This window comes from Mycobacterium sp. (genome assembly GCF_032159565.1).
GTDB lineage: Bacteria > Actinomycetota > Actinomycetes > Mycobacteriales > Mycobacteriaceae > Mycobacterium.
Window position 1 is genome coordinate 1 of record NZ_JAVHWR010000159.1, and the last position, 13069, is coordinate 13069.

Here is a 13069-nt window from a genome sequence, read left to right on the forward strand (position 1 = left end):
TTCTTCGCACCCTTGATCTTCGCTATCTGGCCCGCGGCAGAGCCGGTGGCGCCCGCTGCACCAGAAACGACGACGACATCGCCGTTTTTGATCTGTCCGACATCGATCAAGCCGAAATAGGCCGTCATGCCGGTGACCCCCAGGATGCCGATGGCGACGCCGGGGGAGACGCCGTCAGGCAGCACCTGCATCGCCCGCTCGGCGGTGTCGGTGATCACGTACTCCTGCCAGCCGGTCATGCCGAACAGCAGCTGGCCGGGCTGATAGGCATCGGAACGGCTCTCGATGACCTCGCCGACGCCGCCGCTGCGGACGACTTCGCCGATCTGGATCGGCGGCAGATAGCTCGGCACGTCGTCCATCCAGGTGCGGATCGTCGGATCTATCGAGAGGTAGCGGACCTTGACCAGGGCCTCGCCGTCCTCGAGGTCGGGTCGCTGCTCGGTTTCCATGCGGGTCGTGTCCTCATCAACCAGGCCAGAGGGGCGTTGGGCCAGGACCAGTCGCCGGTTCTGCTCGCTCACGTGGCGATAGTAGGACGTTGACCACATAAGGGTTACCTTGCTTTACCGGGTTTCGGAATTCCGTCACAATGGTGTTGTGAAAATAAGTCCGGAGTCCGCTGGAGGAGCCGCGACGGCGGCGACATCCGGTGAAGGAGCCGCTACGCCGGCGACATCCGGCGGTGATCGCCACACACGCGGTGCGATCGTCCAGCTGCTGCTGGAGTCCGGCCCAATCACTGCAGGCGAGATCGGCGACCGGCTCGGCATCTCTGCGGCAGGGGTGCGCAGGCACCTCGACGCGCTGCTGGACGCCGGCGAAGCGCAGTCCAGTGCGGCCGCGTCCTGGCAACACAGCGGCCGCGGCAGGCCCGCCCGTCGCTACCGGCTCACCGCCGCAGGCCGCGCCAAGATGGGCCATGCCTATGACGACCTCGCGGTCGCGGCCATGCGTCAGCTCCGCGAAATCGGCGGCGACGAAGCCGTCCAGACCTTCGCGCGGCGTCGTATCGACACGATTCTTTCAGGAGTAACCGAGGGGTTGAATGACGTTGCACCAACTGTAGATCGCGTGGCAGCTGCATTGACCAAGGCGGGTTACGCCGCTACCGCCACCCAGGTGAGCGGACCCCTCCACGGAATAGAGCTCTGCCAGCACCACTGTCCGGTGTCGCACGCCGCCGAGGAGTTCCCGGAGTTGTGCGAGGCCGAACGGGCAGCGTTCGCCGAGGTGCTTGGTACGCATGTGCAGCGGCTGGCCACGATCGTCAACGGCGACTGCGCCTGCACCACGCACGTGCCGCTCAACTCAGACCAGCAGTCATCCGCCCGGCGCACAGCCCAAGGCGCCGAAGTCCCCACAAGCACGCAAGGAGCGTCGATATGACGACCACGCCCGAGGCCTTGACCCAGGAACAGACCATCGATTCGCTGGGTCGCTACGGCTATGGCTGGGCCGACTCGGACGTTGCGGGCGCGAGCGCGCAGCGCGGGCTGTCAGAGGCCGTTGTGCGCGACATCTCGAACAAGAAGAGCGAGCCCGAGTGGATGCTCGACGTCCGGCTCAAGGCGCTGCGGGTCTTCGACAAGAAGCCCATGCCCAATTGGGGCAGCAACCTCGAGGGCATTCACTTCGACAACATCAAGTATTTCGTGCGCTCGAGCGAGAAGCAGGCCGCGACGTGGGATGACCTTCCCGCCGACATCAAGAACACCTACGACAAGCTCGGCATCCCCGAGGCGGAGAAGCAGCGGCTGGTGTCCGGCGTCGCCGCGCAGTACGAGTCCGAGGTCGTGTATCACTCGATCCGGGAAGATCTGGAGAAGCAGGGCGTCATCTTCCTCGACACCGACACCGCCCTCAAGGAGCATCCGGAGCTGTTCAAGCAGTACTTCGGCACCGTGATCCCGGCCGGCGACAACAAGTTCTCCGCGTTGAACACCGCTGTGTGGTCGGGCGGTTCGTTCATCTACGTGCCCAAGGGCGTTCACGTCGACATTCCGCTGCAGGCCTACTTCAGGATCAACACCGAGAACATGGGTCAGTTCGAGCGGACGCTGATCATCGTCGACGAGGACGCCTACGTGCATTACGTCGAGGGCTGCACCGCGCCGGTCTACAAGAGCGACTCGCTGCACTCCGCGGTCGTCGAGATCATCGTAAAGCCCGGTGGCCGTTGCCGTTACACGACCATCCAGAACTGGTCGAACAACGTCTACAACCTGGTCACCAAGCGGGCCCGGGCCGAGGCGGGCGCCACCATGGAGTGGGTTGACGGCAACATCGGTTCCAAGGTCACGATGAAGTACCCGGCCGTGTGGATGACCGGCGAGCACGCCAAGGGCGAGGTGCTGTCGGTCGCGTTCGCAGGCGAGGGCCAGCATCAGGACACCGGCGCCAAGATGCTGCACCTGGCGCCGAACACGTCGAGCAACATCGTGTCCAAGTCGGTGGCGCGCGGCGGCGGTCGCACGTCCTACCGCGGTCTCGTCCAGGTGAACAAGGGCGCGCACGGCTCGCGGTCCAGCGTGAAATGCGATGCGCTGCTTGTCGACACGATCAGCCGCAGCGACACCTATCCCTACGTCGACATCCGCGAGGACGACGTCACGATGGGTCACGAGGCCACTGTCTCGAAGGTCAGCGAGGACCAGCTGTTCTACCTGATGAGCCGCGGCATGACTGAGGACGAGGCGATGGCGATGGTGGTGCGCGGCTTCGTCGAGCCGATCGCCAAGGAACTGCCGATGGAGTACGCGCTGGAGCTCAACCGCCTCATCGAGCTGCAGATGGAAGGCGCGGTCGGCTAGTGGCACAGGATCTGACAACGACGCTGGAGGGTCAGAACAAGGGCGAGCTGTTCACTTCCTTTGACGTCGACGCCTTCGAGGTGCCAGGCGGTCGCGACGAGATCTGGCGCTTCACGCCGCTCAAGCGCTTACGTGGCCTGCACGACGGGTCCGCGCCTGCAACCGGTAGCGCGACAATCGAGGTCGCCGATTGTCCCGGCGTCACCGTCGAAACGGTGCGCAGGGGAGACAGTCGGCTGGGCCAGGCTGGTGTGCCCGCCGACCGCGTTGCCGCCCAGGCATTCTCGTCGTTCAACAGCGCAACCATCGTCACCATCCCGAAGGATGTGGTGTGCGAGCAGCCGATCGAGATCGACGTAAAGGGCCCGGGCGAGGGCGCCACGGCCTACGGCCACCTGCAGGTGCGGGTGGGTGAGCTGGGCGAGGCGGTCGTCGTGATCGATCAGGACGGCAGCGGAACCTACGCTGACAACATCGAATTCGTGGTGGGCGATTCTGCCCGGCTGACCGTCGTGTCGATCGCCGATTGGGCCGACGACGCGGTGCACGTCAGCACCCACCACGCCGTGCTGGGTAAGGACGCGGTGCTCAGGCATGTCGCAGTCACTCTCGGCGGCGACGTGGTGCGAATGACCGCCCGTACCCGGTTCGACGCTCCCGGCGGGGACGCGGAGCTGCTCGGTATCTACTTCGCCGACGACGGCCAGCACTTCGAATCCCGCCTGCTGGTCGACCACGCGCAACCGAACTGCCGCTCGCATGTCACCTACAAGGGTGCGCTGCAAGGCGATCCGGACTCGAGCAAGCCCGACGCGCACACCGTGTGGATCGGTGACGTGCTGATCCGGGCGGCGGCCACCGGAACCGACACCTTCGAGACGAACCGCAACCTGGTTCTCACCGACGGTGCCCGTGCCGACTCGGTGCCGAACCTCGAGATCGAGACAGGCGAGATCGCCGGTGCCGGACACGCGAGCGCCACTGGGCGTTTCGACGACGAGCAGCTGTTCTATTTGCAGGCGCGCGGGATCCCGGAAGATCAGGCCCGCCGCCTCGTCGTCCGCGGCTTCTTCGGCGAGCTGATTCAGAAGATCGCCGTGCCCGCCGTGCGTGAACGCCTCACCGAAGCCATCGAACACGAACTAGCGATTACCGAATCGAGGAAAGCCACCTCATGACCACACTGGAAGTCAAGGATCTGCACGTCAGCGTCGTGTCCAAAGAGGACGGCTCCGACATCCCGATCCTGAAGGGTGTCACGCTGACCGTGAAGTCCGGAGAGACGCACGCCCTGATGGGTCCGAACGGGTCCGGCAAGTCGACGTTGTCCTACGCGATCGCAGGACATCCGAAGTACACGGTGACGTCGGGTTCGATCACGCTCGACGGTGAGGACGTCCTTGCGATGAGCATCGACGAGCGCGCCCGCGCCGGCCTGTTCCTGGCCATGCAGTACCCGATCGAGGTGCCGGGTGTGTCGATGTCGAACTTCCTGCGCACCGCGGCCACCGCCGTGCGGGGCGAGGCGCCGAAGCTTCGCCACTGGGTCAAAGAGGTCAAGGGCGCGATGGAGGGGCTCGACATCGATCCGTCGTTCTCCGAACGCAGTGTCAACGAAGGCTTCTCGGGCGGTGAGAAGAAGCGGCACGAGATCCTTCAACTCGAACTGCTCAAGCCGAAGATCGCGATCTTGGACGAGACCGACTCCGGTCTCGACGTCGACGCGCTGCGGGTGGTCAGTGAGGGCGTCAACCGCTACGCGGAAGATGCGCACGGCGGGTTACTGTTGATCACGCACTACACCCGCATCCTTCGCTACATCCGGCCGCAGTTCGTGCATGTTTTCGTCGGCGGCCGCATCGTGGAGTCGGGCGGCCCCGAGTTGGCTGATGAGCTGGATGCCAATGGCTATGAGCGATTCTCCCAGGCGGTTGGAGCCTGACATGACGACGTCGGCTCAGACTTTGGATCTCACCAAGATCAGGGCGGACTTTCCCATCCTCAGCCGGGTCATGCGCGGCGGAAACCAGTTGGCCTATCTGGATTCCGGTGCCACCTCACAGCGCCCGCTGCAGGTGCTCGACGCCGAGCGCGAATTCCTCATCACCTCCAACGGCGCCGTACATCGCGGTGCGCACCAGCTGATGGAGGAGTCCACCGACGCCTACGAGCAGGGCCGCGCGGACATCGCCGCGTTCATCGGCGCCGACGCGAGCGAGTTGGTGTTCACCAAGAACGCCACCGAGGCGATCAACCTGGTCGCCTACACGCTGGGGGACAACCGTTTCGAGCATGCGGTAGGGCCAGGGGATGTCATCGTCACCACTGAGCTGGAACACCACGCCAACCTGGTGCCGTGGCAGGAGTTGGCCCGCCGCACCGGCGCGACGCTCAAGTGGTACTCCGTAGGGCCGGAAGGCCGTATCGACATCGATTCACTTGAGCTGGACCGCAGCGTCAAAGTCGTTACCTTCAGCCATCACTCGAATGTCACCGGCGCGGTGGCGCCCGTCGCGGAGATAGTGGGGCGCGCCAAGGCGATCGGCGCACTGACGGTCCTCGACGCCTGCCAGTCGGTGCCGCACCAGCCGGTCGACGTTCATGCTCTCGGTGTCGATTACGCCGCGTTCTCCGGCCATAAGATGCTGGGCCCCAACGGCATCGGCGTGCTCTACGGCCGCCATGAGCTGCTGAATGCGATGCCGCCGTTCATCACCGGCGGCTCGATGATCGAGACAGTCACGATGGAAGAGACCACCTTCGCGCCCGCACCGCAGCGGTTCGAGGCGGGTACCCCGATGACGTCGCAAGTCGTCGGGCTGGCCGCGGCCGCCCGCTATCTCGGTGCGATCGGAATGGACGTCGTCGAGGCACACGAAGCCGAATTGGTCGCCGCCGCATTGGAGGGACTGGCCACCGTAGCCGGTGTTCGTATCGTCGGGCCGACCTCGCTGGTGGGTCGTGGTTCTCCGGTCAGCTTCGTCGTCGACGGCATCCACGCCCACGACGTCGGCCAAATTCTCGATGACGAGGGTGTGGCCGTTCGGGTGGGCCACCATTGTGCGTGGCCGCTGCACCGCAAGTTCGGTATCGCGGCGACCGCGCGGGCCTCGTTTGCCGTGTACAACACCCTCGATGAGGTTGACCGGCTGGTCGCCGGCGTGCAGCGTGCCATCGACTTCTTCGGCGGGGACTGAGGTTTCGCCGTGAGAATGGAGCAGATGTACCAGGAAGTGATCCTGGATCACTACAAGCATCCGCATCATCGCGGGCTTCGTGAACCGTTCGGTGCCGAGGTCCGTCACGTCAACCCGACGTGTGGTGACGAGGTCACGCTGAGGGTTGAGTTGACCGACGACGGCGAGCAGGTGGTCGATGTCTCATACGACGGGCAGGGCTGCTCGATCAGCCAAGCTGCGACGTCCGTACTCGCCGACCTGGTCATCGGCCAGGGCGTCGGCGATGCGCTGAAGACGGTCGCGGCATTCAACGAGATGATTTCGTCCCGCGGCAACGTGGCGGGAGACGAAGACGTGATCGGTGACGGCATAGCCTTCGCCGGGGTGGCCAAATATCCGGCGCGGATCAAGTGTGCGCTGCTGGGCTGGATGGCCTTCAAAGACGCAGTGGCGCAAGCCAGTGAGGAGACCGCAGATGAGCGAGACCGCAGTGCCTAACGAGGAATTCCTCGCCGATCTCGAGGAGGCGATGCGCGACGTCGTCGACCCGGAGCTCGGCATCAACGTCGTCGACCTCGGCCTGGTATACGGCTTCAACGTGGAAGAGGGCGACGCAGGCAAGGTAGCGCTCATCGACATGACGTTGACGTCGGCCGCGTGCCCGCTCACCGACGTCATCGAGGATCAGTCGCGCACTGCGCTGGTGGGCGCCGGGTTGGTCAACGAGATCAAGATCAACTGGGTGTGGAACCCGCCGTGGGGTCCCGACAAGATCACCGAGGACGGCCGCGAACAGCTGCGCGCCCTCGGCTTCACCGTCTAACGGAGCTCGTCGCCCCACTGAGTGTCGTTGCGCAGAGCGGGTTTCATTACCTTGCCCGCCGGGTTACGCGGTAGTGGCTCGCTGCGGAGGCACACGAACTGCGGCGCGTTGTGGTCGGCGATGCGGTCGGAGACGAACGCGCGAATGTCCTCGGGGTCCGGCGCCGTTCCCGGTAGGGGCACCACCACCGCACCGACTTTCTCGCCCATCATCTCGTCGGGCACTGCGAGGACGGCCGCTTCGAATATGCCGGGGTGCTGGGTGAGTACGTTCTCGACCTCGACGCAGTACACGTTCTCGCCGCCTCGGCAGATCATGTCCTTCAACCGGTCGACGATCTGCACGAAGCCTTCGGCGTCGATGCGCGCGAGGTCGCCCGTGTGCAACCAGCCGTCGATGAACGTCTCCGCCGTCTTGGCCGGGTTGTTCCAGTAGCCCGCGACGATGTTCTGGCCGCGGATGAGCAGTTCGCCGACACCTGTCACCGGGTCGGGATCGATGAGGTCGACTTCGACGGGCGGCGCGGCGAAGCCGACGGTCTCCGGCCGCAACTCGGCATACTCATCGGGCAGCAAGGTCGACACCGACGACGTCTCGGTGAGGCCGAATCCGTTGGCCAGCCGGGCATTAGGGAACGACGACCGAAGGCGTGCGATGACGTCCGGTGCTGTCGGTGCTCCGCCGTAGGTGACCCACCCGACGTCGCTCATGTCGAAATCGGCGAAGTCAGGCTGGTTCATCGCCAGCCAGAAGATCGCGGGCACCGACGTCAGCACATTGATCTTCTCGTCAGCCGTCGCCCGCAAGAAGGCCTGCACATCGAACGCCGGCATGATCACCGCGGTGCCGCCGAGGTGGATCGTGGGAAGGAACTGACTGTTGCAGCCCGTGGCATGGAACAGCGGCACCGAGATCAGGTTGCGAATGTGGGTTGTCGCGGGAGTTTCCATGGCCCGAACGCACGTCTCCACGTTCGACAGGAAGTTCTCGTGGGTGACCATCGCACCCTTCGGAAATCCGGTCGTGCCGCTGGTGTACATCAGCGCGGCAAGGGTTTGGTGGTGGGCGCCGTCTCTCACATACGGCTCGTCGTCGGGTAGTGGCGAGTTGGGTTGGAGGACGACCGCGGCGCCTGCGTCGTCGACGACGTAGGACGCCTCGCTCTCCGAGAATCGGGTGTTGACGGGCACGACCACCGCCCCGGCCATCAGCGTGCCCCAGAATCCGAGGCACCATTCCAGTCCGTTGCCGTGCCGGTTCGCGACCCGATCCCCTGGTTGCACGCCTGCGGCGCGCAGGCCACCCGCGACGCGGGCCGAGCGGTCCCACAACTGCCGGTAGGTCACCCGTTCGCCACCCAGAACAACGACGCACTCGCGGTCGGAATGACGATCGACCGACACGCGGAGCATGTCCAGCAGCGATGGAGCCAACGTCGTGTAGCGCAAGACACCGTCGTCGGTACGGACCACGCCGGACATGTCGAACGGCAGCGTTCGCCCGCTGCGGCCCTGCTTGGTGACGATGTTGACGTCCGTGCCCGATGACATGTCCGTCAGTGTGGCGTGTTGGCCGTTTTAATCTGCCCCAACCCGACAAAATTGGTTCATGGTGACGGTGCCTGCGTTCGTATGGCGGTATGGGCCGTTGATTCGCGGCGTGATCCTCGGTGTCGCCGCGGGCGCCTTCCTTGGCGCTCTGGCGTGGCTGGATTCGGGATTCCTCGCGATCGGGCTGATCGTCTTCGCGATGTCCTGTGTGTTCTACGGCCTGTGGATGTCGAGGCGGATGGCGCGGCACTGGCCAACCGCCAAGCAGTTGACCGGGCCGGACCGCGAGCGCGTCGCCCGTGCCGCCCGACGCGGCGAGCGCATCGACGACCCAGCACTCGCCCCGGCGCTGACCAGCTACCGCAACGGGCTGCACGAGGCCGCGCAGGCGACCAGGATTTTGCGGTGGCTGGTGTGGTTCCTTCTCATCGTCGCGGTCGGAATGGCAGTGTGGGACGCCGCCTTCGGGTCATGGGGCAACGCCATCGTGTCGGCCATCTATCTCGTGTTGCTGGGGGTCGAGGTGTTCTGGTGGCCCAAGCGACAGCGGCGACTGCTGGCCAACGCCGACAGGGCTGTGGCGATGGCACGCGAGGGATCGGCCTGAGTCAGAGTCGCTCGGCAAGCTCAATCAGGTCGCCGACCACCAGCGTGGGCTGCGGAACACCCGGTGCGGGCAGCGGCGCGTTGCCGGGACGGGCGATCAGCGCACCGCTGAAGCCGGCGCGCTGCCCACCGATGGTGTCCCACACGTGGGCGGCGACCATCATGCACTCCGACGGTTGCACCCCCAATTCCGACGCCACTGTTGTGTAGAGGCCCGTCGAGGGTTTGAACACCCGTGACGTGTCGACGCTGAACTGCCGCTCGAAGAATCCGGCGATACATGCGTTCTCGAGTGCTGTGCTGGCTCCGGCGACCGGGGGCGAGTTCGTCAGGGTAACCAGGCAGTACCCTTGTTCTTTCAGGCGACTGAGGCCTTCCGCGACATCGCGGTGTGCGGGCATGGTCTGCATCCCTGCGTTCAAAGCGGCGAGGTCATCGTCGCCGATCCGGACGTGGTGGACGTCGGCCGTCATCCTCAACACTGCTTGGCCGAGAGAGAAGAAGTCGACGTAGGTATCCGACAGCGTGACGGCCATCGAATACATGACCAGTTGGCCGAACCACTCGCGACATACCCGGCCGTCGCCGAAGATCCTCACGAAGTGCGGCTCCAGGGACTCGATGTCGATGAGGGTCTCGTTGACATCGAAAACCAGAACCGACGGACGGCTATGCATCGGGGTGGCCACGCTCCTGAATTATCCAGGCATTGCCGTCGGGATCTGTGAAGTCGGCGAAGCTCGAGTAGTCGGCGCGATCAGGGTCGGCGCCGAGGCGGAAACGCCCCCGCCACTGCCCGCCGTCGACGTCCTTGTGTCTGATCGAACTGACACCGACCCCTCGATCGACGAGCTCGTCCCGGACCACTGCGATATCGCTCACGACGAGGTACAGCCCCTGGACCGAGTCGGGCGGCGCATCGGTCAGCCCGAGCCCGAATTGGATTGATGTGCGCGACATTTCGGGTGTCAGCTGGACGACACGGAAGTCCTTCGTTGGCCAGTAGTCGACGTCATGAGCGAAGCCTAGTTTGTTGCGGTAGAAGTCCAACGACTTGTCGGGATCCGAGACGGGCAGAACGACGACTTCGAGCGAAGCGATCATCGTGCGGTCCTTGCGGCGTGACGGACCGGTTCGTCGGCGTCGAGTCCGCGGTCGATGCCGTGCGCGACCACGGTCTGTCCGGGTTCGCGGTGGAGGCGTTCGTCGTCGAGCCACAGGGCGGGACGCATCGGCACTGTCGACGATGTCGCCGAGGCGGTACTGTTCGCCCTCACCAACACATTTCTGACCGGCATGACCCTGAAGGTGGACGGCGGTGAACCACTCATCTGACGTCGCGACAGCCAGGTTGGTTTCCGTCAATGTCGGGATGCCGGCCGATGTGACGTGGCGCGGGAACACCGTGCACACCGGCGTCTACAAGAGTCCGGTGGCCGGACCGGTGATGGTGCGCAGGCTGAACATCGACGGCGACGGTCAAGGCGACCTCGGCGGTCACGGTGGCGAGCAACGAGCCGTGATGGTGTATCAAACGGAGTCCTACGACTACTGGAGCGAATTCCTGGCACGAGACGATCTGGAACCGGGCAGTTTCGGCGAGAACTTCACGATCACCGGACTGGCCGACGACCAGGTCTGCATCGGCGACCGCTACGCCATCGGCGAGGCGGAGTTCGAGGTGACCCAACCGCGGGTGACCTGCTTCCGGGTCGGCATGCGCCTCGGCGAACCGGATATGTCCAATCTTCTTGTCGCCCATCACCGTCCGGGCTTCTATTTTCGCGTCATCACCGAGGGGCACGTTCAAGCCGGCGACCCGATCGTGCGCACGCGACGCGGCAGGCACGAACTCACCGTCGCGGATATCGATGCGCTTCTGTATCTGCCGCGTCGCGATAGCGGACTGCTCCGTAAGGCCGTCGACGTGCCGGCGCTCAGCCCCGGTTGGCAGCAATCCTTCACCGACCTGCTGACCGCAGACCAAACCTCAACCACCGCAGAACAACCGGTAGTCGGCGCAGAGCCGGGCTGGAGCGGTTTCCGGCGACTTCGTGTCACGGGCACTCATCGCGAGAGCGCCGATATCATGTCGATACGGTTCGAGGCCGTGGACGGCGCGCCGTTGCCCATCGCACGGCCCGGCCAGTATCTGACTCTGCGGTTCCGCGACGCAGGCGACCCGGCTCCGCTGCGCAGCTACTCGCTGTCGAGTTACGGCCCCAAGTACAGAATCAGCGTCAAGCGCGAGGAGCACGGGGCCGTCAGTCGCTGGCTGCACAACAACATTCGCGCCGGTTCCGTCGTCGATGTCGCCGCGCCACGCGGTGACTTCTATCTGATCGAAGCCGCAGGCCCGATCGCTCTGCTGTCGGCGGGTGTCGGGGTCACGCCGGTGCTCGCGATGCTGCACGCGCTGGCCGACACCGGCAGCGGGCGTGAGATCTGGTGGCTGTACACCACCCGAGATGCGGATACGTATGCGTTCGGGCGCGAAGTCAGTGACCTCATCTCCGAGTTGCCGCAGGCGCGACAGCAGGTCGTCTACACCAGCTCGGCCGGCCGCCTGGACAGTCGAGCCATCGCGGCAGTGGGGTTGCCCCGAAACGCCGCCGTGTACATGTGCGGGCCGGACCGGTTCATGGCCGACATGCGCAGCGCCCTTGCCGAGGCCGGGATCGATCCGGCGCACATCTACAGCGAGTTGTTCGGCGCGTTGCCGCCGATCAATCCCGGCATTGTCGGCAGGACGACCACGCCGCCCCATCTACCTGCCGGTCCCGTGGGGACGGGGCCGCCCGTGTCGTTCTCCCGCAGTGGCGTCACGGCGAACTGGTCCTCCGAATACGGCAGCATCCTCGAACTCGCCGAGGCTTGCGACGTCCCGACACGGTTCTCGTGCCGAAGCGGCGTCTGCCATACCTGCGTGACCCAGGTCATCGCCGGTGCGACGACCTACAGCCAGCCCCCGCTCGAGCCGCCCGCCGACGGAACCGTGCTGGTCTGCATCGCCGAACCGCGCGGCGAGTTGGTTCTGGACCTCTGACCGGTTCGAGGAAGAACTGCCCGGACAGCAGCGCGGGCACTCCCGGGGGTTCCGCTGACCACATTGTGGGAACACACAGGAAAACGTCGGCGTTAGGAGAAGCGTGACTACCCAAGACCTCACCGCTGCCGAGTTCAACGACACCATCAACGAGAACGACATCGTGCTGGTGGATTTTTGGGCGTCGTGGTGCGGGCCGTGTCGCGCGTTCGCCCCGACGTTCGCCGCGTCGGCCGACAAGCATCCCGACGTCGTGCACGCGAAGGTCGACACCGAGGCCGAGCAGCAACTCGCAGCCGCCGCCGACATCCGCTCCATTCCGACGTTGATGGCGTTCAAGAAGGGCAAACTGGTCTTCAATCAGGCCGGAGCGCTGCCGCCTGCCGCCCTCGAGGACCTTGTCCAGCAGGTCAGGGCGTTCGACATCGACGCCGCAATCGCCGCGGAGGGTGACGGCGAGCAGGCGTAACGCGCGGCACGCGATAGCGTGCACTCCGTGACCGAGCAGACCGACTTCGTTCTCGTCGACCGTCCGCGTCCCAACGTGGCGTTGGTGACGCTCAATCGCCCCGAGCGGATGAACTCCATGGCGTTCGACGTCATGGTTCCTCTCAAGGCCGTGCTCGAAGAGCTGACCCATGACAATTCGGTGCGCGCGGTCGTGTTGACCGGCGCGGGACGCGGGTTCTCCTCGGGCGCCGACCACAAGTCGGCGGGTTCTGTGCCGCACATCGGCGGGCTGACCCGGCCGAGCTTCGCGCTGCGTTCGATGCAGGTGCTCGACGACGTCATCCTCGCGCTGCGCAAGATGCACCAGCCGGTCATCGCCGCGGTGAACGGCGCGGCCATCGGCGGGGGCCTGTGTTTGGCGCTGGCGGCCGACATCAGGGTCGCCGGTGACGAGGCGTACTTCCGCGCGGCCGGCATCAACAACGGCCTGACCGCCTCCGAGCTGGGGCTGTCGTGGCTGCTGCCCCGGGCGATCGGCACCTCGCGCGCGGCGGAGGTGATGCTCACCGGGCGGGACGTCACTGCCGAGGAGGCGTCGTCGT

Annotated in this window: 15 protein-coding genes and 1 pseudogene; 11 read left to right on the forward strand and 5 right to left on the reverse strand. The window is 65.3% G+C overall.

The annotated features are described in order from the left end of the window. Positions 1 to 524, reverse strand: a pseudogene (locus QOC76_RS21640) (NADP-dependent oxidoreductase); the annotation flags it as partial. 76 nt (positions 525 to 600) lie between these two features. On the opposite strand from QOC76_RS21640, the gene QOC76_RS21645 reads away from it, so the two are divergent. From QOC76_RS21645 to QOC76_RS21675, 7 genes are read left to right on the forward strand one after another with little or no spacing between them, the layout of a single operon-like run. Next, positions 601 to 1389: a helix-turn-helix transcriptional regulator gene (locus QOC76_RS21645; RefSeq protein ID WP_526360229.1), complete on the forward strand. Its 789-nt coding sequence runs from the start codon at positions 601 to 603 to the stop codon at positions 1387 to 1389. Further along, the gene (gene sufB, locus QOC76_RS21650) at positions 1386 to 2813 is read left to right on the forward strand and encodes a Fe-S cluster assembly protein SufB (protein ID WP_526360231.1); all 1428 of its coding nucleotides are present in this window, start codon (positions 1386 to 1388) and stop codon (positions 2811 to 2813) included. Before QOC76_RS21645 ends, sufB begins: the two co-directional genes overlap by 4 nt. Further along, positions 2813 to 3991 (forward strand): Fe-S cluster assembly protein SufD, encoded by a 1179-nt coding sequence (sufD, locus tag QOC76_RS21655; protein WP_526360233.1) that lies wholly within the window; start codon positions 2813 to 2815, stop codon positions 3989 to 3991. Before sufB ends, sufD begins: the two co-directional genes overlap by 1 nt. Further along, complete coding sequence (gene sufC / locus QOC76_RS21660; protein WP_526360235.1) at positions 3988 to 4755, forward strand: Fe-S cluster assembly ATPase SufC; 768 nt, start codon at positions 3988 to 3990, stop codon at positions 4753 to 4755. Before sufD ends, sufC begins: the two co-directional genes overlap by 4 nt. A 1-nt stretch (position 4756) precedes the next feature. After that, positions 4757 to 6010: a cysteine desulfurase gene (locus QOC76_RS21665; protein ID WP_526360237.1), complete on the forward strand. Its 1254-nt coding sequence runs from the start codon at positions 4757 to 4759 to the stop codon at positions 6008 to 6010. 15 nt (positions 6011 to 6025) lie between these two features. Continuing rightward, complete coding sequence (gene sufU, locus QOC76_RS21670; RefSeq protein ID WP_526360251.1) at positions 6026 to 6490, forward strand: Fe-S cluster assembly sulfur transfer protein SufU; 465 nt, start codon at positions 6026 to 6028, stop codon at positions 6488 to 6490. Continuing rightward, a complete protein-coding gene (locus tag QOC76_RS21675; protein WP_123026400.1) occupies positions 6468 to 6815 on the forward strand; it encodes a metal-sulfur cluster assembly factor in 348 nt (115 codons plus the stop codon). Before sufU ends, QOC76_RS21675 begins: the two co-directional genes overlap by 23 nt. Here QOC76_RS21675 and QOC76_RS21680 read toward each other — a convergent pair. After that, positions 6812 to 8365: a class I adenylate-forming enzyme family protein gene (locus QOC76_RS21680; RefSeq protein ID WP_526360239.1), complete on the reverse strand. Its 1554-nt coding sequence runs from the start codon at positions 8363 to 8365 to the stop codon at positions 6812 to 6814. The genes QOC76_RS21675 and QOC76_RS21680 overlap by 4 nt on opposite strands. Before the next feature lie 58 nt (positions 8366 to 8423). Between QOC76_RS21680 and QOC76_RS21685 the strand changes: the two genes are divergently transcribed. Continuing rightward, entirely contained in the window at positions 8424 to 8972 is a 549-nt protein-coding gene (locus QOC76_RS21685; RefSeq protein ID WP_526360241.1) for a hypothetical protein, read from the forward strand. A gap of 1 nt (position 8973) precedes the next feature. Here QOC76_RS21685 and QOC76_RS21690 read toward each other — a convergent pair whose 3' ends face one another. The 3 genes from QOC76_RS21690 to QOC76_RS21700 are packed head-to-tail and all read right to left on the reverse strand — an operon-like array spanning position 8974 to position 10269. After that, complete coding sequence (locus QOC76_RS21690; protein ID WP_526360253.1) at positions 8974 to 9648, reverse strand: haloacid dehalogenase type II; 675 nt, start codon at positions 9646 to 9648, stop codon at positions 8974 to 8976. Beyond that, positions 9641 to 10075, reverse strand: coding sequence for a VOC family protein (locus tag QOC76_RS21695; RefSeq protein WP_526360243.1), 435 nt, complete (start codon positions 10073 to 10075; stop codon positions 9641 to 9643). Before QOC76_RS21695 ends, QOC76_RS21690 begins: the two co-directional genes overlap by 8 nt. Beyond that, entirely contained in the window at positions 10072 to 10269 is a 198-nt protein-coding gene (locus tag QOC76_RS21700; protein ID WP_526360245.1) for a hypothetical protein, read from the reverse strand. Before QOC76_RS21700 ends, QOC76_RS21695 begins: the two co-directional genes overlap by 4 nt. A gap of 74 nt (positions 10270 to 10343) precedes the next feature. Between QOC76_RS21700 and QOC76_RS21705 the strand changes: the two genes are divergently transcribed. From QOC76_RS21705 to QOC76_RS21715, 3 genes are all read left to right on the forward strand, one after another. Then, positions 10344 to 12017, forward strand: coding sequence for an MOSC domain-containing protein (locus QOC76_RS21705; protein WP_526360255.1), 1674 nt, complete (start codon positions 10344 to 10346; stop codon positions 12015 to 12017). 103 nt (positions 12018 to 12120) lie between these two features. Further along, entirely contained in the window at positions 12121 to 12486 is a 366-nt protein-coding gene (gene trxA, locus QOC76_RS21710) for a thioredoxin (RefSeq protein ID WP_526360247.1), read from the forward strand. Positions 12487 to 12504: 18 nt separating this feature from the next. Next, on the forward strand, positions 12505 to 13069 hold a 565-nt coding region (locus tag QOC76_RS21715), incomplete at its 3' end, for an enoyl-CoA hydratase (protein WP_526360249.1).